General features: G+C 57.2%; 17 protein-coding genes. 10 read left to right on the top strand and 7 right to left on the bottom strand.

Annotated elements, in window-relative coordinates; translation table 11 throughout:
* The first annotated feature begins 4 nt into the window (after nt 1-4).
* From fabZ to H7A79_RS12580, 3 genes are all read left to right on the top strand, one after another.
* Entirely contained in the window at nt 5-460 is a 456-nt protein-coding gene (fabZ, locus tag H7A79_RS12590; RefSeq protein ID WP_135034103.1) for a 3-hydroxyacyl-ACP dehydratase FabZ, read from the top strand.
* 65 nt (nt 461-525) lie between these two features.
* Nucleotides 526-1302, top strand: coding sequence for an acyl-ACP--UDP-N-acetylglucosamine O-acyltransferase (gene lpxA, locus H7A79_RS12585; protein ID WP_187000432.1), 777 nt, complete (start codon nt 526-528; stop codon nt 1300-1302).
* Between the two features lie 120 nt (nt 1303-1422).
* Nucleotides 1423-1974: a hypothetical protein gene (locus tag H7A79_RS12580; protein ID WP_353663622.1), complete on the top strand. Its 552-nt coding sequence runs from the start codon at nt 1423-1425 to the stop codon at nt 1972-1974.
* A gap of 168 nt (nt 1975-2142) precedes the next feature.
* On the opposite strand, the gene glnA is transcribed toward H7A79_RS12580, so the two are convergent.
* Nucleotides 2143-3561, bottom strand: coding sequence for a type I glutamate--ammonia ligase (glnA, locus tag H7A79_RS12575; RefSeq protein WP_135036364.1), 1419 nt, complete (start codon nt 3559-3561; stop codon nt 2143-2145).
* 505 nt (nt 3562-4066) lie between these two features.
* Here glnA and aroE point away from each other — a divergent pair.
* Both aroE and mtgA read left to right on the top strand, forming a co-directional pair.
* A complete protein-coding gene (gene aroE / locus H7A79_RS12570; protein ID WP_187000431.1) occupies nt 4067-4885 on the top strand; it encodes a shikimate dehydrogenase in 819 nt (272 codons plus the stop codon).
* A 1-nt stretch (nt 4886) separates the two neighbouring features.
* On the top strand, nt 4887-5573 hold the full coding sequence (gene mtgA / locus H7A79_RS12565) for a monofunctional biosynthetic peptidoglycan transglycosylase (RefSeq protein ID WP_135036358.1): 687 nt from the start codon (nt 4887-4889) through the stop codon (nt 5571-5573).
* A 438-nt stretch (nt 5574-6011) separates the two neighbouring features.
* Here the strand turns inward: mtgA and H7A79_RS12560 are convergent, their stop codons facing one another.
* The 6 genes from H7A79_RS12560 to pgaA form a co-directional block, all read right to left on the bottom strand.
* A complete protein-coding gene (locus H7A79_RS12560; protein ID WP_187000430.1) occupies nt 6012-6227 on the bottom strand; it encodes a hypothetical protein in 216 nt (71 codons plus the stop codon).
* Complete coding sequence (gene acnB, locus H7A79_RS12555; protein WP_187000429.1) at nt 6220-8805, bottom strand: bifunctional aconitate hydratase 2/2-methylisocitrate dehydratase; 2586 nt, start codon at nt 8803-8805, stop codon at nt 6220-6222. Before acnB ends, H7A79_RS12560 begins: the two co-directional genes overlap by 8 nt.
* Before the next feature lie 172 nt (nt 8806-8977).
* Nucleotides 8978-9265, bottom strand: a complete 288-nt coding sequence (locus H7A79_RS12550; RefSeq protein WP_135036349.1) for a hypothetical protein — start codon at nt 9263-9265, stop codon at nt 8978-8980.
* 48 nt (nt 9266-9313) lie between these two features.
* A complete protein-coding gene (gene pgaC, locus H7A79_RS12545) occupies nt 9314-10540 on the bottom strand; it encodes a poly-beta-1,6-N-acetyl-D-glucosamine synthase (RefSeq protein ID WP_187000428.1) in 1227 nt (408 codons plus the stop codon).
* 136 nt (nt 10541-10676) lie between these two features.
* The gene (gene pgaB / locus H7A79_RS12540; protein WP_187000427.1) at nt 10677-12503 is read right to left on the bottom strand and encodes a poly-beta-1,6-N-acetyl-D-glucosamine N-deacetylase PgaB; all 1827 of its coding nucleotides are present in this window, start codon (nt 12501-12503) and stop codon (nt 10677-10679) included.
* Between the two features lie 102 nt (nt 12504-12605).
* A complete protein-coding gene (gene pgaA, locus H7A79_RS12535) occupies nt 12606-15032 on the bottom strand; it encodes a poly-beta-1,6 N-acetyl-D-glucosamine export porin PgaA (RefSeq protein WP_246407927.1) in 2427 nt (808 codons plus the stop codon).
* A gap of 444 nt (nt 15033-15476) precedes the next feature.
* Between pgaA and H7A79_RS12530 the strand changes: the two genes are divergently transcribed.
* From H7A79_RS12530 to oppC, 5 genes are all read left to right on the top strand, one after another.
* The gene (locus tag H7A79_RS12530) at nt 15477-16040 is read left to right on the top strand and encodes an isochorismatase family protein (RefSeq protein ID WP_246407926.1); all 564 of its coding nucleotides are present in this window, start codon (nt 15477-15479) and stop codon (nt 16038-16040) included.
* 158 nt (nt 16041-16198) lie between these two features.
* Nucleotides 16199-18895 (top strand): bifunctional [glutamate--ammonia ligase]-adenylyl-L-tyrosine phosphorylase/[glutamate--ammonia-ligase] adenylyltransferase, encoded by a 2697-nt coding sequence (gene glnE, locus H7A79_RS12525; protein WP_187000426.1) that lies wholly within the window; start codon nt 16199-16201, stop codon nt 18893-18895.
* A 367-nt stretch (nt 18896-19262) separates the two neighbouring features.
* The gene (locus H7A79_RS12520) at nt 19263-20912 is read left to right on the top strand and encodes an ABC transporter substrate-binding protein (protein WP_187000425.1); all 1650 of its coding nucleotides are present in this window, start codon (nt 19263-19265) and stop codon (nt 20910-20912) included.
* A gap of 141 nt (nt 20913-21053) precedes the next feature.
* A complete protein-coding gene (gene oppB, locus H7A79_RS12515; RefSeq protein WP_187000424.1) occupies nt 21054-21974 on the top strand; it encodes an oligopeptide ABC transporter permease OppB in 921 nt (306 codons plus the stop codon).
* 86 nt (nt 21975-22060) lie between these two features.
* Entirely contained in the window at nt 22061-22972 is a 912-nt protein-coding gene (oppC, locus tag H7A79_RS12510; protein ID WP_135036325.1) for an oligopeptide ABC transporter permease OppC, read from the top strand.
* Nucleotides 22973-23043 lie beyond the last annotated feature (71 nt).

Raw genomic sequence — 23043 nt, 5'->3', positions numbered from 1 at the left:
CATCATGGAAATCCGACTCCCGCTCGAAGCCAAAGACATCCACAAACTGATTCCTCACCGCTATCCGTTTCTGATGATAGACCGCATCATTGCATTTGAGAGCATGAAAAGCCTCACGGCGATTAAAAACGTTACCATGAACGAGCCGCAGTTTCAGGGGCACTTTCCCGAGCTGCCGGTGATGCCGGGCGTGCTGATTATCGAAGCGATGGCACAGGCCTGCGGCACATTGGCCATTTTGAGCGAAGGCGGCCGCAAAGAAGACGAATTCTTTTTCTTCGCCGGCATCGATAATGCCCGCTTCAAACGCCAAGTGGTTCCGGGCGACCGGCTCGTGTTTGAAGTGGAGCTGATTGCCAACAAACGCGGCATCGGCAAATTCAACGCCGTGGCCAAAGTCGATGGTCAAGTTGCCGTTGAAGCCGTGATTATGTGCGCCAAACGCGTAGTCGGTAAGTAATCTGCCAAAGCCGTCTGAAACCCGAAAAGCAGTTTTCAGACGGCCTGCAATAAAGGAAAGCCCGCATGAGCTTCATCCACCCCACTGCCCTCATCGACCCCAAAGCCGAACTCGACTCCGGCGTTAAAATCGGCGCCTACACCGTTATCGGCGCGAATGTGCAGATCGGCGCAGGCACCGAAATCGGGCCGCATGCCGTAATCGAAGGCTGCACCACCATCGGCGAAAACAACAAAATCTTCCAGTTTGCCAGCCTCGGCGCCCAGCCGCAGGATAAAAAATGGCGCGGCGAACCCACCCGCCTGATTATCGGCAACGGCAACACCATCCGCGAATTCACCACCTTCAACACCGGCACCGTTACCGGCATCGGCGAAACCCGTATCGGCGACGACAACTGGATTATGGCCTATGTGCACCTGGCGCATGACTGCGTAATCGGCAGCCACACCATCTTCGCCAACAACGCCTCGCTGGCCGGGCACGTTACCATCGGCGATTATGTGGTGTTGGGCGGCTACACGCTGGTGTTCCAATTCTGCCAAATCGGCGATTATGCCATGACTGCTTTCGCCGCCGGCGTGCATAAAGACGTACCGCCCTATGTGATGGCTTCGGGCTACCGCGCCGAGCCGGCCGGCCTCAACAGCGAAGGCATGCGCCGCAACGGTTTTTCGCCCGAACAAATCGCCCGCGTAAAAGAGGTGTATAAAATCCTCTACCGTCAAGGCTTGGGTTTGGAAGAAGCCAAGGCCGAAGTGTTGAAAATGGCCGAAACCGCGCCCGAGCTGGCAGTGTTTAAAAACTTTTTCGACACTTCTTCGCGCGGGATTATCCGCTGATAGAAGAGAAGAAAGGCCGTCTGAAAAATATTTCCCCTCAACCGGGGGTCTTAACCGGTTTGAGGGGCGTTTTTATGGTGAAATCCAATCACTCATTCAAAAGAAATATATACCTGATACATGAAGCCGCATGCGCTAAACCGGCGTGTTTTGCGGGATAGCCGCTTTTGTTTTTCAAACGGTGCAATATTGCCGGACTCTGTCAGGCAAAGGCGGGATTTTCTGTATCCGGTAAAACACCATAACGGGATGGTTACAAAGCAGCTGCGGCCTTTGGCACTGCAAGCAGGAAAATGCAGACTTTGGGGCAAAATAAAATACTTTTTCAACCCAGTTTCAACTTATCAGCCCTATTTCTTCACAGCCCTGCCCCTTGCCCGCACCTGCCTTCAAACCCACCGCAGCTATACGTCAAATGCCGACCGCCCATCGGGGCGGAGTGTCTTAAAAAAATTCCAATCATCCATAAGCCCGCTGCGTGTGCGGTTGAAGAATAGGAAAGGCGGGCGCGCCAAGCGTATTAACCGGGGAAGCCCTATTATGCCGAAAGTATGGTGCGCCCACTTTATTTTCGTTACCGCATTACCGCGCCCCAGCCCTAAAAAGATTTTGCCAGCCGCCCAAGCGGCACAGAATCGGTTTCGTGCAGCCTATTGCAACGGAGTTAGATAGAGGTGCGCCTTCTCCCCCCTGCCTGCCGCACCGTTCCGGGTAAGCGGAAACGGCATGCTCCGGTATTTCAGACGGCCCGGGTTTGCCGATCCGGGCGGGGCATACCCACGCCACACACATACAAAAAACACCCCGCATTTTTGGTGCGGGGTGCGGTCGTTTCCGTGGTTACAGCGAATAATACATTTCAAATTCCAGCGGGTGCGGCGCCATACGGATGCGCTTGACATCTTCTTCTTTGAGCGCGATGTAGCTCTCAATCCAGTCTTTGCTGAACACGCCGCCGCGGGTCAGAAACTCGTGGTCGGCTTTCAATGCTTCCAACGCTTCTTCCAGAGAGACGCAAACGGTCGGCACCAGCGCATCTTCTTCGGGCGGCAGATCATAAAGGTTTTTATCGGCGGGATCGCCGGGGTGGATTTTGTTTTGTATACCGTCAAGCCCGGCCATCAGCAGGGCGGCAAAAGCCAGATAAGGGTTGGCCATCGGGTCGGGGAAACGCGCTTCGATACGGCGGGCTTTGGCACTGTTCACCGCCGGAATGCGGATAGATGCCGAACGGTTTTTGGCCGAATAAGCCAGCTTGGTGGGGGCTTCGAAATGCGGCACCAGGCGTTTGTAGGAATTGGTCGAGGGGTTGGTGATGGCGTTGAGGGCTTTGGCGTGTTTGATGATGCCGCCGATGTAGTAAAGAGCGGTGTCGGAAAGGCCGGCATAACCATCGCCTGCAAACAGGTTTTGACCGTCTTTCCAGATGGACTGGTGTACATGCATACCGCTGCCGTTATCGCCCATTATCGGTTTGGGCATGAAGGTGGCGGTTTTGCCGAAATTGTGGGCCACATTGTGAATGATGTATTTCATATCCTGGGTCTGGTCGGCACGGCGCACCAGCGTGTCGAACCGGGTGCCGATTTCCATCTGCCCGGCGGTGGCCACTTCATGATGGTGCACTTCAACGGGAATGCCGATTTCTTCGAGCAGGTTTACCATCGCAGAGCGCAAATCCTGACCGGAATCCACAGGTGCAACGGGCAGATAACCGCCTTTCACGAAAGGGCGGTGGCCGGTGTTTTGACCGTCATAGGATTTGCCGCTGCTCCAAGCGGCTTCTTCGCTGTGGATTTGGTAGCGGGTGCCGCCCATGCCGGTTTCAAATTCTATGCCGTCAAACACGAAAAATTCGGGTTCGGGGCCGAAATAAGCAGTGTCGCCGATGCCTGAAGATTTCAGATAGGCTTCGGCACGTTTGGCGATAGACCGAGGGTCGCGGTCGTAGCCCTGCCCGTTTGCGGGGTCGATAACATCGCAGGTAACCACCACGGTGGCATCATCGTAAAACGGATCGAGATAGGCGGTGGCGGCATCGGGGCGCAGCTGCATATCGGAAGCCTGGATACCTTTCCAGCCGCCCATAGAAGAGCCGTCAAACGCCTGGCCTTCTTCAAACCATTCTTCGGGGTCTTCCAATACGGTGCGGGCAGGCACGGTAATATGCTGCTGCTTGCCTTTGGTGTCGGTGAAGCGCAAATCTACAAAGCGCGCTTCGTTTTCTTCGATGAGTTTGACAACTTCTTTAACAGACATAATCTGCTCCTTAAGAGGATAGTGAAAGAGAAAGCGGTTTTAAAACAACCCAATCCGGGTGCAGGCGGAAAACAGGCATTGTGCCACAACCGCCGGGAAAATGGGCGCATAAACGGCATGATGCAGCAATGGGGCCAATATAATTTTTGCCGGCAACACCGTCAATAATCTGCCGTGTAAAGCATTTTGGCCGTCTGAACGTTTTTCAGACGGCCTCCCCCTTACCACAACCTGCCGTAGTGAATGAAATTCCCCATTGTTATACTGCTTCCACTATCGGCAGCCGCCTTTTACTGATTTTCAAGCGGGTTGGCAGTTAGGATGCCGTGTTTAAATGCAATCCATTATACCAATACAGATACAGGCCGAACCTTTATCCGGCCTATGCCCGCCGGGCATAGGCCGCCGGCACCTCAGGTTTTATTTTGAAACGGCTGATATATAATGCGCCTGTCTGCGCGGATTCCATTCCGCGTTCGAATGTATTGTTACGGAGCCTGCCGCAATGGCCGCCACACTTCCCCGTTATGCCGTTTTCGGCAACCCGGTTGCCCACAGCAAATCGCCGCAAATCCACCGACAATTTGCCTTGCAGGAAAAGGTGCAGATCGAGTATGGCCGCATCTTGGCAGAGCCGGGCGGGTTTGCCGCCGCCGCCGGCCGCTTTTTTGCCGAAGGCGGCTTGGGCGCAAACGTTACCGTGCCGTTTAAAACCGATGCCTATGATTGGGTGGACGAACATTCCGAACGTGCAAAAGCCGCCTGCGCAGTCAATACCATTATCCCGTTGGGCAGCGGCCGTTTCCTCGGCGACAACACAGACGGTGCGGGCTTGGCGGCAGACATCACCGAAGCGCAGGCAACCGCCCTGCAAAACCGGCGCATTCTGATTTTAGGAGCAGGCGGCGCAGTGCGCGGCGTAGTGCCCGTGTTGCTGCAACAGCAGCCTGCCGACATCACCATCGCAAACCGCACCGAGGCCAAAGCGCGGGAATTGGCAGAGCGTTTCGGCATTCGGGCGGCACCATTAAACGGCCTGCCCGCCAACCGTTTCGATATTATCATCAACGCCACATCAGGCAGTTTAAGCGGCGAAATACCGGCAGTTGCGCCCGAAGTGTTCGGCAGCTGCGTGCTGGCCTACGATATGGTATACGGCGCGGCGGCGCAGGCGTTTTTGGATTATGCCCGCCGCAGCGGTGCTCAAAAAACTGCCGATGGTTTGGGTATGTTGGTGGGGCAGGCCGCGTTTTCCTACCGGCTTTGGCGCGGTTTTTCTCCCGACATCCAAGCCGTTATCCGCTATATGAGAAAGGCCGTCTGAAATGATTAAGTGGCTGCTGGCGCTGCCGTTTGCGGCGTTTATCCTGTTTCATGCCTATATATACGGCAGCATCATCACCTATCGCGCCGTAGCGCCGCACAAAACCGCGTTTATGAGCATGCGCATGAACGAGTTCCGCGCCCAAGGTAAAGATATCCAATTAGATTACCGCTGGGTGCCCTATAGTCGAATTTCCACCAATCTCAAAAAAGCCCTGATTGCTTCGGAAGATGCCAACTTCGCCGCCCACAGCGGTTTCGATTGGAGCGGCATCCGCAACGCCATGAAGCGCAATCAGCAGAGCGGCAGAATCCGCGGCGGCGGCTCCACCATCAGCCAGCAGCTGGCAAAAAACCTGTTTTTAAACGAAAGCCGCAGTTATTGGCGCAAGGCCGAAGAAGCCGTCATCACCGCCATGATGGAAGCCACCACCGATAAAGACCGTATTTTCGAGCTTTACCTAAACGTAATCGAATGGGACTACGGCATTTACGGCGCCGAAGCCGCCGCACAGCATTTTTATAAAAAGCCGGCCGCAAACCTAACCAGGCAGCAGGCCGCCGAGCTCGCCGCCCGCGTGCCGCGCCCGCTGTATTACGCCGATAATCCGCGCGACCGCAGTTTGCACAGAAAAACCAACATCATCATGCGCCGTATGGGCTCTGCCGCATTGCCGGATACCGAATAAGGCGCAGCGCAAACCCGCAACTACCGTAAAGTTCAGGAACGTTTACGCGGAATCCTGAAAAACCACCGGCTTGAAACCTGCCGGCCGTTGCAGCCGTCTGAAAACATCAGGCAGACATTGCCGCCCGAATTAAAAACAAAACGGCACCAAACCGTTTTACTGTTGTTCAGACGGCCTTTGCAAGCCATTCAAGCCGTCTGAAACCTGTTTCCCGTTACCGCCCCCGCAAGCCGCCCGCACCGCCCGTGCGCAGCAGTTCATCATACAAAATACAATCCGCCTGCCCCGCTGCGGCGTTGCTGCGCCTTAACGGGGTCATGATCAACATGCCGCCGCCACAAGCGCGCGGTGATAACGGTCGGCAGTATCAATAGCCCGATACCGGCGTTTTTTCTGATTACCCTCCGCGCCCTGCCTATCCAATAATCAATCGATTGCTCAAACCCGCCCCCCCCCCCCGTCTGCCCGGGAATGACGGCGGCCGAATGTTTTCAGACGGCCTGATGCTTTGCAGAGGCCGTCTGAAAACATCAGGCAGATATTGCCGCCCAAAATAAAAAAACAAAACGGCATCAACCGTTTTGTTGCTGTTTTTTCAGACGGCCTCTGCAAAGCATCAGGCCGTCTGAAAGGCTTTACTGCGCCGTTACACATTCACTTTTGCGGCCACTTCGTTGTAGCTGTCAATTTCGTTGAAATTCATGTAGCGGTAAATCTGATCGCCCTGCTCGTTGATGATGCCGATATTGGCCTGATACTCTTCCACGGTGGGGATACGCCCCAGCTTGGAGCAAATCGCGGCCAGCTCTGCCGAGCCCAGATAAACGAAAGTGTTTTTGCCCAAACGGTTGGGGAAGTTGCGGGTGGAGGTGGACATCACCGTTGCCCCTTCGCGCACTTGCGCCTGGTTGCCCATACACAGCGAGCAGCCGGGCATTTCCATGCGCGCGCCGGCACGGCCGAGCACGCCGTAATGGCCTTCGTTGGTCAGCTCTTGCGCGTCCATTTTGGTGGGCGGCGCCATCCACAGGCGCACGGGAATGTCGCTCTTGCCTTCCAGCAGTTTGGAAGCGGCGCGGAAGTGGCCGATATTGGTCATGCACGAGCCGATAAACACTTCGTCAATCGGCGTGCCCGACACTTCAGACATGAATTTCACATCATCAGGGTCGTTCGGGCAGGCCACAATCGGCTCTTTGATGTCGTCCATATTGATTTCGATAACGGCGGCGTATTCGGCATCTTGGTCGGCTTCCAATAGTTGCGGGGCGGCCAGCCAGGCTTCCATGGCTTTGATGCGCCGCTCCAGCGTGCGCGGGTCTTTATAGCCGTCTGCAATCATGTTTTTCATCAACACGATGTTGGACTTCATGTATTCGATAACCGGCTCTTGGTTGAGCTTCACGGTGCAGCCGGCGGCGGAGCGTTCGGCAGAAGCATCGCTCAATTCAAACGCCTGCTCTACTTTCAAATCGGGCAAGCCTTCGATTTCCAGAATGCGGCCGGAGAAAATGTTTTTCTTGCCGGCTTTGGCCACGGTGAGCAGACCCTGCTTGATGGCATACAGCGGAATGGCGTTTACCAAATCGCGCAAGGTAACGCCCGGTTGCAGTTTGCCGCTGAAACGCACCAACACGGATTCGGGCATATCGAGCGGCATCACGCCGGTGGCGGCGGCAAAGGCCACCAAGCCCGAACCTGCGGGGAAGGAAATACCGATCGGGAAGCGGGTGTGCGAGTCGCCGCCGGTGCCCACGGTGTCGGGCAGCAGCAGGCGGTTGAGCCACGAGTGGATCACGCCGTCGCCTGGGCGCAGGGAAACGCCGCCGCGGGTAGAGATAAACTCGGGCAGCTCTTTGTGGGTTTTCACGTCTACCGGTTTCGGGTAGGCGGCAGTGTGGCAGAACGACTGCATCACCAAATCGGCCGAGAAACCCAAACACGCCAAGTCTTTCAACTCATCGCGGGTCATCGGACCGGTGGTATCTTGCGAGCCGACTGTGGTCATGCGCGGTTCGCAGTAAGTGCCGGGGCGCACGCCCTGCCCTTCGGGCAGGCCGCAGGCGCGGCCGACCATTTTCTGCGCCAGCGAGAAACCTGCCTTGCTCTCGGCAGGCGCCTGCGGCAGGCGGAATTCGGTGGAGGCGGGCAAGCCCAGCGCTTCGCGGGCTTTGGCGGTTAAGCCGCGGCCGATAATCAGGTTGATGCGGCCGCCGGCCTGCACTTCATCGAGCAATACTTGCGATTTCAGTTGGAATTCGGCAACGGTTTCGCCGTTTTTCACGATTTTGCCTTCGTAGGGCAGAATATCGACCACATCGCCCATTTTCAGCGCGGAAACATCCACCTCAATCGGCAGTGCGCCCGAGTCTTCTTGGGTGTTGAAGAAAATCGGGGCGATTTTGCCGCCCAGGCACACGCCGCCGTAGCGTTTGTTCGGCACAAAAGGAATATCCAGGCCGGTGTGCCAGATCACGGAGTTGGTGGCAGATTTGCGCGAAGAGCCGGTGCCGACCACATCACCCACATAGGCAACGGGGTGGCCTTTGGCTTTCAGCTCTTCCAACAATTTGATGGGGCCGACTTCGCCGGGTTTGTCGGGGCTGATGCCCTCGCGCGGGTTTTTCAGCATGGCCAACGCGTGCAGCGGGATATCGGGGCGGCTCCAAGCATCGGGCGCGGGAGAGAGGTCATCGGTGTTGGTTTCGCCATCGACTTTAAATACGGTAACGGTGATTTTTTCGGGCACTTTTTCGCGTGAGGTAAACCATTCGGCATCTGCCCACGATTTCAGCACGGCTTGGGCGTGAGGGTTGCCTTGCTCGGCTTTTTCCTGCACATCGTGGAAAGAGTCGAACATCAAGAGGGTGTGTTTCAGCCCTTCTGCGGCAACCGGTGCCAGTTGTTCGTTGTCGAGAAGCTCAATCAGCGGGTGGATGTTGTAGCCGCCGAGCATGGTACCCAGAAGTTTGGCGGCGTATTCGGGCGACACCAGCGGGCTGTGTACGCTGCCTTCGGCAACGGCTGCCAAAAACGAGGCTTTCACTTTGGATGCATCGTCCACACCGGGCGGCACGCGGTTGGCGAGCAAATCTACCAAAAACCGGTCTTCGCCTGCAGGCGGGTTTTTCAACAGCTCCACCAAATCGGCGGTTTGCCGGGCGGTGAGCGGGAGGGCGGGAATGCCCAGAGCTTCGCGCTCTGCGGCGGCTTTGCGATAGGCTTCTAACATCTTATTGTTCCTTTTAGTGGTTTTTCTTCTGGGAACGCCGCACATTGTAGTGCTGCGTAGTTTCCAAATCATAAACCAATTTTGTGTAAATAGGAACTTTCTTTTGCAGCGGCCCGATAGAATTAAAGGCCGTCTGAAAAGGGTTTCAGACGGCCTTTGGGATACGCCGGCATCAGTGTTTGCGCCTGCGCGAAATGCACACCGACCATGCCAGCAGCAGGTTCAGTTGGGCCAACACCACCACAGCGGCTGCTTTGACCAAATCAATCAGTGTCCGATTGCCTACAATGGGGTTAAAAAGCAGGCTGCGGTGGTTGTTGACAATCAGATAAGCCGTCAGCAGCCACAACGACCAGGTTACGGCAAAAATCAACATACTTTTGGTGCTGATAACCGGATTGGGATTGCGCGCTTTGCGGATAACCATCAGTTCGCGCAAGTCCTGAACTTGTTCGGGCATAAGCTTCTCCTTGTTTTACTATGATAAAGATGCCGTGCGGCAAACATCCTACTGCACGCCCCTGTCGGGGCTGACCCAGGTGGCTTTGCGCTGCTTGTCGCGCAAAAGCGCTTTGGGGAAACCGTGAATCAGCGTGATGCTGTTCAGCAGCCAGAAAGCGTAGGGATACCAAATACAGCTGATGAAATAGCGGAACAGGTTGCCTTCATAGCGGCTGTCGATAAACATGCTCACGGAAAACTGCAAAATAAACATCATGAAAGTAACCAGACTCGCCACTTTTAGCAGCACAAAATCGTGCGGATGGCCCAGTGCCCACTCCGCCAAACCCACAATGGTGATGGCCAAGAGCGAATACGCCCACAGCAGGGTGATGAAATATTCGGCATAAAGCGGCCACAGGCGGATATGGTGCAGCCGCCAGATGTTTTTGAAATACTTCAAAACCACTTCCGCCCCGCCCTGCGCCCAACGCAGCCGCTGACGGTAGAGGCCGCGTATGGTTTCGGGCATCAGCACCCAGCACAGGGCGCGCGGTTCGTAGGCGATGTTGTAGCCGGCGATTTGGGTTTTCCAACTCACATCGATATCGTCTGTAATCATGTTGTCGCTCCAACCGCCTATACTGAGCAGCACGTCTTTGCGTATGCACATAATCACGCCCGATACGGTAAACAGCGTGCCGACAACGCTTTGCGAGCGTTTGATCAGGCCGATAATCGAGCTGAATTCGGCCACCTGCAGCTTGCCCAGCACCGTGCTGCGGTTGCGCACGCGCGGATTGCCGGTAACGGCACCCAATTCGGGGTTGTCTTCCAGGTTTTGAATCATGTATTCGATGGCACTGTAGTCGAGAACGGCATCACCATCGATGCCGACAATATATTTGCCCAATGCGTGGTGTGCGCCGTTATTCATAGCCGAGGCTTTGCCGCCGTTGGGTTGGTCCACCACAACGATTTTTTCGGCTTTCTCCGCCCAGCGGCGGATGATTTCGAGCGTGTTGTCAGTGCTGCCGTCATTGATGAAAATCAGCTCGTAATTGGGGTAGGTTAAATTGAGCAGGTGGGGTATCGATGTGTCGAGGTTGTCTGCCTCGTTGTAGCAGGGAACCAACACGCTCACCATGGGCGCATACCCTTGATACATAAACTCAGGCTCGCCTGCCCTGTTTTCAAAAAACAGAAAATAAAAAACGCCCGAAACCGTCCAATACACGGCCATCATGCCCGGATAGAGCATCACGAATGCCGCCAAATATTCATACCAGTCCATCGGAAGTTCTGCCCTTGCTGTGCGTATTTGAAACGTTTGTTTTGATAACGGGGTTTGTTTTCAGACGGCCTCACACCCTATGGCGGCAGGCCGTCTGAAAATAAAGCTTACCGGCAGCCTGCCGGTAAAACCGGGCTCAGCGCTGCACCGAAAATACCGGTTTGATGGTTTTCAGCGGCGGCCTGTCCTGCAAAAAGTCATCAGGGTAATAGGCCAGATTTTTCACGCCTTCTTTTTTGAGCAGGCTCATCCACCCTGCCAGTTCTTTCCCGCCAGCAGGCTGCCCGGTGCGCGGATCGGCCGTCTGAAGTTCAAACACGGTTTTATCGAGCGGCACACCGCTGCGCTTGACTCCGGCCACCAAACCGACCAACCGGCGGGCGGCTTCTTTAGGGCTTAACGGCTGCCCGTTTTCCAGGTAGGGCAGGGCCGTGAAGGCGGTGTAATCGTAGGCTGCTGCAAATGCGGGCAGGCTTTGGGCGGGCAAACCGCCATCAAGGCTGCGCACGGTTTTCATGCCGTTTATGCCGTTGAAGCTGTATTTCAGCGCCGTTTGTTTGAGCAGCTTGGAATAGTCGATTAAATCACCGCGCTTATCTCCGCCATCGCGGAACACCAGACCGTTGAAGCGGCTGCTGAACGCCAAGTCTTCATAAATTTCGGCTGCGGCGCGGCGGTTTTCGGCACCATCGGGCGAAAGGCGCAAAGGGCGGCCGGCCTCGGGTTTGCCGGTGCGGCTGCCGGAAACGTAACCGCTACCCAAGTCGAAAGCCGTCAGCGGCATCTGCGCATACACTTTCACGTTGGCGCGCGTCATCAACTGCCAGGCCACGCGGCTGAACAGGTCGGCCTTCACTTTCAGATGGCGGTTGGGAAAATACGCGGCTTCCGCCACTCCGTTTCCATCATCATCAGCAAAGGCCTGCAGATACACGGTGGTGATGCCCATTTTGTAGATGCGTTCGATGAGTTTGTCGAAATTGCGCGCAAACTGTGCGGGGTCGGGGGTGTACAGACGGCCCAAATCAATATGCACGGCGCGCTGGTGCGGCGGGGTAAACATCTGCCCCTCCAGATAGGCTTTCATCAGCGGATAGCCGGTTTCGTTGTCAATCAGGGCGCGGCCGATGCTGCGCTGCTCTGTGGTGTTGGGGGTTTCGTCAAACAGGGTAAAGTCGTTGTCCAGCCCCACTTCGGCGGCGATTTCGCGGGCGGTTTCGTTAAAATGACCGTAAGGCCACACAATCACATTCGGGCGCACGCCGGTGCGGGCGGCGATGATGTCCACCGAGCGTTTCAAATCGTTGCGCACGCGCTGCCGGTAGGCATCACGGGTTTCGTAGCGGCCGTTTTCATATTCGGGAAACACGGCGGCAAACTGCGAGCCGGCGGGATTACCCGTGATGCTGCGGTGCAGGTCGTGGGTGTGCGAGGCGATTTCCACCAAGCCGCTTTTCTGCATCTCGCGCACCTGCTCCCAAGTGATGAAGGCCGAGCGCGGCAGCTTCTGTTTGCCGTAATCGACAAGGCCGCCCTGCGGGGTTTCCATCCAGCCCGTCACCAAGGCGAAAACCGCCGGATAATCAAAGGCTTTCAGCAACGGATAGATTCTGGTGTAGAAGCTTAGGTAGCCATCGTCAAACGTAAGCAGCACGGGTTTGGGCGGCAGCTTGGCGCGGCCTGCCCTTGCCGCTTCGATCTGCTTGAAGCTCACGGGGGTGTAGCCGTTGTCGCGCAGCCAGTTAAAGTGGGCGGCCAGCCTTTGCACGGTGATGGTTTGCGGAAAGTAACGGCGTTGGATTTCACCCTTCATTTCCCGCTCTTCCTTAGTTTTGATAACGGGAGCGGTTTCATCGACTACATCGTGATAACACATCACGCCGTAACGCACATCGGCGGCATAAGCGGCTTGCAGCATAATGAGGCCGGCGAGGAGGCCGGCGAAGAGGCGTTTGCAGTTCATGTTTTTCTGCCTTCGGTAATCTTGGTTTCAATGGAATGCCGGCTGGTGTTTTCAGACGGCCTTGAAGCCGGAGCCGAGGCCGTCTGAAAAGCAGACATTCGGTCAGTAAAACTTCACGCTCAACTTGGCGCCGCCGAAGTTTTGATATTCGAGACTGCCGTCATACATGGCGCGGCGGCGGCCGAACTCGTAACCCAGCGCGGCGCGGCGGCCGAAACGCCAATCGTGGCCGTATTTAATCTGCCAGGTGTTTTCGGCTGGGTGGCCGGCCTGCCGGTAACGCCCTGCGCTGCCGGCGGCGGTTTGGGTGAACCTGATGCCGTTGTCCAGCGGCAGGGTGTAGGAAAGCGCCAGCTCGCCGCTCACGGTTTTGCTGTTTTCGGGGTTGTAGTAAAAGGCAGAGGGAATATCTTTGTTGCGGCTGTAATCTGCCCACAGCGAGCTGCCCAATTTCCAGCGGTTGTGTTGGAAAATATCGTGTGAAAGCCAGGCATGGACGGTTTGGCGGGTGTTGCCGTCATCAAATTTCATCACGCCCGCACCCATGCCCGCGCGGGTGGCCGCCGAATGGGTATATTCCGCGCCCAAAGTGTATTCATCGGCATACACTTCCTGCCACAGAGCTTTAACGGGGGTATTAACGCTGTTGGAGGCGGCGCGGGCGGTGAAGCCCACAAAGTCGTTTACGCGCCAATCCGCACCCAGCACAGCGTAAGCTTTGCCGTTAAGCTGTGTGCCGTGCCCTGCTTCGGCATGCACCACCACCGGATAAAGATTGATTTCGGCACCCGCCCCCACCCGGCCGGCACGCAGCGGCCTGCCGTGGTTGGGCACATCGTTGTGCTGCTGCGCAATATAGGCACGGTGGCCGCTGCTGCTGCGCGGGCTGTAGAGTTTGGCAGTTTGCGCCCATTCGGTGCCGTCTGCAGGCGAGGTAGCTTTCATTGCCATGCCGCCGATTTCCAAACGGGCGGCGCGCTCTTCATCGTAAAGCTGCCAAAACCCCTTGTGACCGACATCATCGCGGCCCAGCCCTGCGGATAATCTTGCTGCCGCCCGCCAGTTGCCTGCCGACATATGAGCAGCGGCAGCTTTGCCGTCTATCCACTTTTGTCCGGGTTCGCCCAAATATTCGCGGGCGGCATCGAACCTTGCCAAGGCGCGGTCTTCATGGCCGTCAATCTGCGACAACTCACCGTCCAAAACCATCGCCCACGGGTCGGCGGGGTGTTCGCCGAGCCAGTCCTGCATCAGTTTGTGCGCGCCTTTCACATTGCCGTTCCAGGCTTCCAGGCGGGTATTCCAAAAATATTGGGTATCGTAATACGGGTTTTCCACTTCAACGGTGTGGGTGAAGTCGGGCGTGTATTTTTTCGGATTCCAATGTTTGATTTTTTCTTGAGCGGCCGAAAACTCCATCAAATCGGCATCGGTTTCCGCCAACATCTCCACTAATTCAGGATCAAGTTTGCCCTGCACCGCCATCTGGCGGTTCATGCGCCCGTGCAGCACCTTGCGCGCTTGACGCGGGCTTCCGGCCATCAGCAGGGCCTTAGCATATCCGTCCTGCACATAATCGGGCTGCCTGCCCTGCCCTTCCAGCATCCGGTAATCGCGCAACGCCTGTTTTTCGTTGCCTAAAGCCACGGCGGCGGCCACGCGGTCGCGCAATGCCTGCGTGTGCAGCGGGCTGCCCGCTTCCGATTTGCCGACCACTTCGCCCAGGCTCTCATAAGCCTCACGGATTTGCGCCGGATCGCCGGTTTGGCGGGCGCCACGCAGCAACACAACCGCTTTGGCCGCCTGCAGCCACAAACGGTCTTGTTCGCCGAACCGCTCGGGAAACTGAGCCATAATCCGCTCCTGCTGCGGAAAAAGCTGCAATTGGGCGGCAGTGCGGTAAAGCTGCAAGGCATGGTCACCGTTGGCGGGGTCTGCTTCAAACAGGCGCTGCTGCTCGGCCAGACGCTCGGTGAGCGGCTGCGTGCGCTGTTTCAGATAGGCTTGGGCGTTGCGTATGCCCTTATCGTTACCGAAACGCCTGAGGTAAGATTCGATCTGCTGCTGTGCAGCGGCATAGTCTCCGCTGTCCACCGCAACCAGCGCGCTCCCCAGATAACCGGTTTGATTCTGCGGCGCGGCAAGCTGCAAGCTGCGGTAGAATGCGGCGGCCTGCGGGTATTGTTTGATGTCGCGGGCGGCCTTGGCGAGGTTTTCCAACTCGTCTGCACTATAGCTTTCAATCGGGCAGCCGGCACATACGGCCAATGCCGCTTCCGGTTTTTCCTGCCGCACCAGCAGGGCAATCAAATCGGCGCGCACTTTTGCATCGCCGCTTTGCGCATACAGATCGCCCAACTGCGCCACCGATTCGGCAAGCTGTGCCTCTCCGCTGCGGGCGTGGAGCGCCCAGCGTTCGCGTTCGGCCTGGATGTCTTGGGCGGCCGCAAACGGCACAGATGCAAAAGCGGCCGCCGTGCATAAAGAAATTTTGTGGATTCGGCTCATGATTTGATTTGGAAATTTCAAGGGGGTTTCCGCATCTTGAGAAACGTGATGCAGTGATTTTTCAAATGAGAAACAACAGAACGTTTTACCGCAAACCAACACAAAACGATGCAGTTGCATCCGGCCTTACCCGTCTGCGCCGCAGTCGGCTGCCTTTTCTTGTCCGGTGTGGTTTCACGATTTGTAAGTAATGTGAGCCAACTTATTTTTCAGCCTGACACCAACCCTCAGGCTCAATTTATAGTTTGATACAGCTTATATTAACTCCCGTAAAAATTGCCTGAGTCCAGTCTTAACGGTCAAATTCAGAATATGAACGGCTTTATATAAATATATGAAACTATTGCATTTGATTTAATCATTATATTGAATATAAATATAAAAATTTTGTTCTGCCAAACCAAATCTGTCTTTACCCTTGCCCCCGGAGCCGTTCGGATAAATAATAGGCCGTCTGAAAACCCTATGGAAAAACAGGAGAATGCCATGCCCCACCCCCGCCCCGACAACACCGCCTGCATCGTAGTCGATATTCAGGAGCGCCTGAACCCTGCACTCCACCAGGCCGCAGAAATGGTAGAAAACAGCCTGACGCTGCTGCAAGGTTTGCAGGCTTTGGGCGTGCCGCTGGCGGTCACCGAGCAATACCCGAAAGGTTTGGGGCGCACGGTTGCCCCCGTTGCCGGCCTGCTGGGCAGCGCGCCCGTGTTTGAAAAAACGCGTTTTTCCGCGCTGATACCCGAAACCGAGCAGTTTTTGCAGAGCCGCCGGATTCAAAACGTGATTCTTATCGGCGCTGAAGCCCATGTGTGTATGCTGCAAACCGTGCTCGATTTGCGCGCGGCAGGGTTGGGTGTGTATGTGCCGTTTGAATGCACCGCATCGCGCGCGCCCGCCAACAAAGCCAATGCGCTGGAGCAGATGCGTGCTGCCGGCGCGGTGGTTTCCAATGTGGAAAGCGTGCTGTTCGGGCTGTTGGGCGATGCCAAACACCCGGCGTTTAAAACCGTGTCCAAACTGATCCAATAAAGCGTAAAGCCGTCTGAACGCCATATTTTCAGACGGCCTGTATGTTCAGACGGCCCGTCCCAACCGCCCTGCAATAACGAGGCCGTCTGAAACCGACCGCCGGCAGCCTTTGCAGACACGCCGGCTTCCGCGCCAACCCCAGCCGCCCGATTTCTGCCATGCAAACCCTCACTGCCAACGCCCGCCGCCATTCCCTCTATCTCGCCCGCCATCTCGACAACGGCAACCTCAAGCCCGAAATCCTGCACCCCATGCTGGATAAAGTGCTCGACACCGCCGATTTCCACGCCTTTGCCGATTGGGAAGCCATTCTTGCCGGTGAAAACGAAGCCGAGCTGGCGCGCCAGTTGCGCCTGCTGCGCCGCTATGTGGCCGCGCAGATTATCGTGCGCGACATCAACCGCATCAGCGATTTGGCCGAAGTTACCCGCACCATCACGCTGTTTGCCGATTTTGCCGTGAATACCGCGCTCGATTTCGCCCATGCCTATTATCAGGATAGGTACGGCACGCCCATCGGCCGCCACACAAACGAGCCGCAGCACCTGAGCGTGGTGGCGATGGGCAAGGCCGGCGGTTACGAATTAAACGTGTCTTCCGATATCGACCTGATTTTTGTTTACCCCGAAGCGGGCGACACCAACAGCAAACGCACCCGCAGCAATCAGGAATTTTTCACCAAAACCGGCCAGAAACTGATTGCGCTGCTAAACGACATCACTTCAGACGGCCAAGTGTTCCGTGTCGATATGCGCCTGCGGCCGGAGGGCGATGCCGGCGCGCTGGTGCTGAGCGAAACCGCGCTGGAGCAATATCTGATACAGCAGGGGCGCGAATGGGAACGCTACGCCTGGTGCAAAGGCCGCGTGGTTACGCCCCACCCCAACGGCATCGCCCCGCTGGTGCGGCCTTTCGTGTTCCGCAAATATCTCGACTTCAACGCCTACGCGGCCATGCGCGCGCTGCACCGCCAAATCCGCAGCGAAGTCGGCCGCAAAGGCATGGAAAACAATATCAAACTCGGCGCGGGCGGCATCCGCGAAATAGAATTTGTCGCCCAGATTTTCCAAATGATACGCGGCGGCCGCATCCGCAGCCTGCAGATGAAAGGCACGCAGGAAACCCTGCACGAACTCGCCCGCCTGGGCATACTCGAACGCCACACCGCCGACACCCTCTTAGCCGCCTACCGCTTTTTGCGCGATGTGGAACACCGCCTGCAATATTGGGACGACCAGCAAACCCAAACCCTGCCGCAAAACCCCGAACAACAACAGCTGTTGGCCGAAAGCATGGGCTTTGCCGGCTACGCCGCCTTTTCAGACGGCCTCAACCGCCACCGCAACCGAGTCAACGCCATCTTTAACGAAATCCTCGCCCAACCGGAAGAAACCCCGCAACAAACCGGCAAAAGCTGGCAGTGGATATGGCAGGAAAACGGCAGCGGAGAAACCCTGCGCAACCGCCTGGCCGAACACGGCTTCGAGGCCGAAACCGTGGCCGAACGGCTCGAACAACTGCGCCGCAGCCACAAATACCGCCGCCTTTCCGCCCACGCCCAACCGCGTTTTGATGCCGTGATGCCGGCCCTGGCAGAAGCCGCCGCCGCCCAACCCCGCCCCACCGCCGCCCTGCTGCGGCTTATCGACTTTCTCGAAACCGTCAGCCGCCGCTCCGCCTATCTGGCCTTTCTCAACGAACACCCGCAGGCGCTGCGGCAACTGGCCGGCATCATGGGGCAAAGCTCGTGGGTGGCCGCCTACCTGTGCCGATACCCGATACTGCTCGATGAACTTTTGAGCGCTCAGTTAATGGAAACCGAATACCACTGGCCCGCGCTCGCCGCCGCGCTTTCAGACGGCCTCGCCAACGCCCGGGGCGACACCGAAGCACAGATGGACATTCTGCGCCACTTCCAACACACCCAGATATTCCGCCTTGCCGTGCAGGATTTGGCCGGATTATGGACGGTTGAAGCCTTGTCCGACCAACTCTCCGCGCTGGCCGACACCCTGCTCGCCGCCGCCCTGCCCGCCGTGTGGGCCGACACCCCCAAAACCCACACCGACACCCCGAATATCGCCGTTATCGGCTACGGCAAACTCGGCGGCAAAGAGCTGGGCTACGCCTCCGACCTCGACCTGGTCTATCTCTACCACGACCCCCACCCCGATGCGCCCGACATCTACGGCCGCTTCGTGCGCCGCCTCACCAACTGGCTTTCCGCCGCCACCGGCGCAGGCACGCTCTACGATGTCGATTTGCGCCTGCGCCCCAACGGCGATGCCGGCTTTCTCGCCCACAGCACCGCCGCCTTTGAAAAATACCAGCACGAAAGCGCGTGGACGTGGGAACACCAATCCCTCACCCGTGCCCGCTTCATCTGCGGCAGCAGCGCAATAGGCACGTTTTTCGACCGCCTGCGCCAACAAGTACTCACACAGCCGCGCGATGCCGCCGCGCTCGCCCGCGAAATCATTGCCATGCGCGAAAAAATGTTCGCCGCCCACCCGCCGGCCGACAGCGATGTCAAATACGCGCGCGGCGGCGTGGTCGATGTGGAATTTATCGTGCAGTATCTGATTCTGGCGCATTCGTACCGACACCCCGAACTGCTCGACAACTACGGCAACATCGCCCTGCTGAACATCGCCGCCGATGCCGGCCTGATCGATAAAGCCCTGGCAGAGCAAAGCCGCACCGCCTACCGCTTCTACCGCCGGCAGCAGCACAACACCAAACTGCGCGATGCCGACAAAGTCAACCTCACCCCCGAGCTGTTAAACCATTACCAAAACGTGCGCAGCCTGTGGCGGCAGGTGTTCGGCGAAGATGCGCGCTTCGAGGCCGTCTGAACATGACCGTCTGAAAAACACCGGATGGTTTTTCAGACGGCCAAACGCTGCCGCCCTCCGCCGCCGGGTCTGCCGAACCGTTCCCTTTGAGCCAAAGCGCGGCAACGTCTGCAACAGAAACCAAACGGGTTCGCGATACGGCGTTATCCCCGCCGTGCCCGCAACTTGACAGGGTAAAAACCGCTTGACACTTATTCACTTTCTTGAAAAGAATAGTGCCGAAACCGTATCTTTATAGTGAATCCGCTTTATTTTCAGTATCGGGCGGCCTGCAAACCGTTCTCTTGCGCAAAAGCGCAGCAACGCCGTAACGGAAACGAAGGATTCACGCCAATCATGCGGCGTTGCCGCCCACAGGAGTAACGTTATGCAGCCTTATCCCACCTCTCGATGCCTTCCCTTGATATGGGCCTTATCGGCCGCATTCGGCCTGGCGGCCTGCGGCGGCGGCTCTTCTGCCGGCGGGCAAACCCAGTCTTCCGAGCCGGCCGAAAAGCAGGAAATCACGGTAAACAACGGTGCCGAACCGGAATCGCTCGACCCCCACAAAGTATCGGGCGTGCCCGAGAGCAATATTCTGCGGCAGATGCTGGTGGGGCTGGTTTCTACCGACAACAACGGCAACACCGTGCCGGGCATGGCCCAATCGTGGGAAAGTGCCGACAATAAAGTTTGGACGTTCAAACTGCGCGATGCAAAATGGAGCAACGGCGACCCGGTTTCTGCCGAAGATTTTGTGTACAGTATGCGCCGCGTGGCCGATCCCGCCACCGCCTCGCCCTATGCCAGCTATTTGGCCGATGTGAAAGTGGCCGGTGCGGAGCCGGTTATCAACGGCAAAGCCAAGCCCGATACGTTGGGCGTGAAAGCCCTTGACGGTAAAACGCTGCAAATCACCCTCACCGAGCCGGTGCCTTATTTTCCCGATGTGCTGATACACACATCCACCAAGCCGGTGCACCGCGCCACCGTGGAAACATTCGGCGAAAAATGGACGCTGCCTGCCAATATGGTGGTAAACGGCCCCTACAAGCCCGCCGCATGGGAGGTAAACAGCCAAATCGTGCTCGAGCGCAACAGTGCCTATTATGACGATGCCGCTACCACCATCAACCGCGCCGTGTTGCTGCCCATCTCATCGGCACACACCGACATCAGCCGCTTCAAAGCAGGCGAAATCGATGTCAGCTACAACGATATTCCCACCGAGCAGTTCAAACCGCTGCAGCAGGAAATGGGCAGCCAAGTCAAAACAGCCCCTTATCTGTGCACTTATTATTATGAGTTCAACCACACCAAGCCGCCGTTTGACAACCCCAAAGTGCGCAAAGCCCTGCAACTTTCGCTCGACCGCGAAACGCTGACGGAAAAAGTGGTCGGGCGCGGCGAAACCGTGGCCTACCAGTTTACCCCGCCCGCCGCGCAGGGCATGGCAACGTTTACGCCCGAGTGGAAGGCATGGGATAAAGCCAAGCGCATCGCAGAAGCGAAAAAACTGCTGGCCGAAGCGGGCTATGGCGAAACCCGGCCGCTTTCGTTCGAGCTGCTCTACAACACCAACGAAAACCACAAGAAAAACGCTGTGGCCGCCGCCGCATTGTGGAAAGAAGCGCTGGGCTTTGTGAACGTGCAGCTGGTAAACCAAGAATGGAAAACCTATCTCGACACCCGCCGCAACCAACGCCACCAAATGGCGCGCGGCGGCTGGTGCGCCGACTACAACGAAGCCTCTTCGTTTTTAAACACCTATAAATCCGACAACAGCAACAACTACGGCAAATACCGCAGCGCCGGGTTCGACCGCCTGATCAGCCAAACGCTGGCCGCAGGCGTGTCGCCCGAAGCGCGCGCCAAACTCTACCGCGATGCGGAGGCCGTGTTGGATCAGGATGCCGCCACCATCTTTGTTTACCATTACACCAATGCCCGCCTGGTCAAACCCTATGTGGCCGGCTATTCGGTGCAAGACCCGATGGACAACTGGCAGATTAAAAACTGGAAAATCCTGAAACACTGAGTTTGGGCGGCCGTCTGAAACACCGCCCGGCGGCAGCACACACAGATGCAACAACCATAAAAAACTACGGAAAAACAGCAGGATAAATCAAAAAAGCTGTCTGAAACCGGCTGCAAACACAACACCTAACGAAGATTGCCCATGCTCAAATTCATTATCCGCCGTATGCTCGAAGCCATACCCACGCTGTTTGTGCTGATTACCGTGTCGTTTTTCATGATGCGGCTCGCACCGGGCAGCCCGTTTACCGGCGAGCGCAACCTGCCGCCGGCGGTATTGGCCAACATCGAAGCCAAATATCACCTCAACGACCCGATCTGGCTGCAATATCTCAACTATCTCAAGCAGTTGGCGCAAGGCGATTTCGGCCCTTCGTTCAAATATAAAGACTACACGGTTAATGAGCTGCTAGCGCAGGCTTTTCCCGTGTCGCTCGAAATCGGCCTGTATGCGTTTGCGGCGGCGCTGCTGCTGGGGGTAACGCTGGGCGTGTTGGCGGCGTTAAAGCAAAACACCTGGCCCGACTACCTCACCATGGCCGCCGCCATGACCGGCGTGGTGGTGCCCAGCTTTGTGAAAGCGCCGCTGCTGGTGCTGGTTTTCGCCGTCTGGCTCAAATGGCTGCCCGCCGGCGGCTGGAACGGCGGTGCCGCCGCCAATATGGTGCTGCCGGTGGCCGCGCTGGCTATGGCCTATGTTTCCGGCATCGCCAGGATTACGCGCGGCTCGATGATTGAAGTGATGAACAGCCCGTTTGTCCGCACTGCCCGCGCCAAAGGGCTGCCCGCCCGCCATATCGTGCTCAAACACGCCCTGCGCCCCGCGCTGTTGCCGGTGGTTTCCTATTTGGGGCCGGCTTTTGTGGGCATCATCACCGGCTCGATTGTGGTGGAAACCATTTTCGGCCTGCCCGGCATCGGCCAGTTGTTTGTAAACGGTGCACTCAACCGCGATTACGGCATGGTTTTGAGCCTCACCATTCTGGTGGGCGTGCTCACCATCACCTTCAACGCGGTGGTGGATATTCTTTATGCCGTTATCGACCCGAAAATACGCTATTAACCCCACAAGGCCGTCTGAAGCCCGCGCTCGGCAAGCCGCCCTTTTCAGACGACCGCAAACCACACTGCAACCGATAAAGGCCGCTCATGCTCACCGATAAAAAAACCGCCCGGGCGCTGGCCGCAGCCCTCGACCCCGCCGCCGGTATCAAAGGCCGCAGCCTGTGGCAGGATGCCTGGCGGCGTTTCCGCCGCAACCGCGCCGCGCTCTGCGGCAGCCTGGTTCTGCTGGCCGTGTGTATTTTTGTGCTGGCCGCGCCCGCACTGGCACCGTTCGGCTACGACCACACCGATTGGGGCTTTATGCAGACACCGCCCTCGTTGGAAAGCCGCCACTATTTCGGCACCGATTCGCTCGGGCGCGACCTGCTCGCCCGCGTGGCGGTGGGCGGGCGCATCTCACTGACGGTGGGCGCGGCCGGCGCGCTGGTGGCCGTGGTGATCGGCGTGGCCTACGGCGCGGTGGCCGGCTTTTTCGGCGGCAAAACCGATGCGCTGATGATGCGCTTTCTCGAAATACTCAACGCTTTTCCGTTTATGTTTTTCGTGATTCTGCTGGTAACGCTGTTCGGCCGCAATCTGGGCTTTATCTTCGTGGCTATCGGCATGGTGTCGTGGCTGGATGTGGCCCGCATCGTGCGCGGCCAAACCCTCAGCCTCAAGCGCAAAGAATTTATCGAAGCGGCGCAGGTGGCGGGCGTTTCCGATATCAGAATCGTGTTCCGCCACATTGTGCCCAATGTGTTGGGTGTGGTGGTGGTGTATGCCTCGCTGCTGGTGCCGGGCATGATTCTGTTTGAATCGTTTTTGAGCTTTCTCGGCCTGGGCGTGCAGGAGCCAATGACCAGCTGGGGCGCGATGCTGCAAGACGGTGCCAACACCATGCAGGTTGCGCCGTGGCAGCTTTTGGTGCCCGCCGCCTTTCTGGTGGTTACGCTGTTTTGCTTCAACTTTATCGGCGACGGCCTGCGCGATGCCCTCGACCCGAAAGACTGCTGAGTACCAAAAAATTTCAGATGCAGAAATATTTTCAGACGGCCTTTGCCGCCAACGCTTGCCGGCAGCCGCAA

This window comes from Neisseria musculi, from assembly GCF_014297595.2.
In the GTDB taxonomy this organism is placed as follows: Bacteria; Pseudomonadota; Gammaproteobacteria; order Burkholderiales; family Neisseriaceae; genus Neisseria; species Neisseria musculi.
This window is presented reverse-complemented; position numbering and strand designations above follow the sequence as displayed.

Excerpts from the sequence above, each read along its gene's own strand:
- fabZ (WP_135034103.1), top strand. The coding sequence starts at position 5 with ATGGAAATCCGACTCCCGCTCGAAGCCAAAGACATCCACAAACTGATT.
- lpxA (WP_187000432.1), top strand. The coding sequence starts at position 526 with ATGAGCTTCATCCACCCCACTGCCCTCATCGACCCCAAAGCCGAACTC.
- H7A79_RS12580 (WP_353663622.1), top strand. The coding sequence starts at position 1,423 with ATGAAGCCGCATGCGCTAAACCGGCGTGTTTTGCGGGATAGCCGCTTT.
- glnA (WP_135036364.1), bottom strand. The coding sequence starts at position 3,561 with ATGTCTGTTAAAGAAGTTGTCAAACTCATCGAAGAAAACGAAGCGCGC.
- aroE (WP_187000431.1), top strand. The coding sequence starts at position 4,067 with ATGGCCGCCACACTTCCCCGTTATGCCGTTTTCGGCAACCCGGTTGCC.
- mtgA (WP_135036358.1), top strand. The coding sequence starts at position 4,887 with ATGATTAAGTGGCTGCTGGCGCTGCCGTTTGCGGCGTTTATCCTGTTT.
- H7A79_RS12560 (WP_187000430.1), bottom strand. The coding sequence starts at position 6,227 with ATGTGTAACGGCGCAGTAAAGCCTTTCAGACGGCCTGATGCTTTGCAG.
- acnB (WP_187000429.1), bottom strand. The coding sequence starts at position 8,805 with ATGTTAGAAGCCTATCGCAAAGCCGCCGCAGAGCGCGAAGCTCTGGGC.
- H7A79_RS12550 (WP_135036349.1), bottom strand. The coding sequence starts at position 9,265 with ATGCCCGAACAAGTTCAGGACTTGCGCGAACTGATGGTTATCCGCAAA.
- pgaC (WP_187000428.1), bottom strand. The coding sequence starts at position 10,540 with ATGGACTGGTATGAATATTTGGCGGCATTCGTGATGCTCTATCCGGGC.
- pgaB (WP_187000427.1), bottom strand. The coding sequence starts at position 12,503 with ATGAACTGCAAACGCCTCTTCGCCGGCCTCCTCGCCGGCCTCATTATG.
- H7A79_RS12530 (WP_246407926.1), top strand. The coding sequence starts at position 15,477 with ATGGAAAAACAGGAGAATGCCATGCCCCACCCCCGCCCCGACAACACC.
- glnE (WP_187000426.1), top strand. The coding sequence starts at position 16,199 with ATGCAAACCCTCACTGCCAACGCCCGCCGCCATTCCCTCTATCTCGCC.
- H7A79_RS12520 (WP_187000425.1), top strand. The coding sequence starts at position 19,263 with ATGCAGCCTTATCCCACCTCTCGATGCCTTCCCTTGATATGGGCCTTA.
- oppB (WP_187000424.1), top strand. The coding sequence starts at position 21,054 with ATGCTCAAATTCATTATCCGCCGTATGCTCGAAGCCATACCCACGCTG.
- oppC (WP_135036325.1), top strand. The coding sequence starts at position 22,061 with ATGCTCACCGATAAAAAAACCGCCCGGGCGCTGGCCGCAGCCCTCGAC.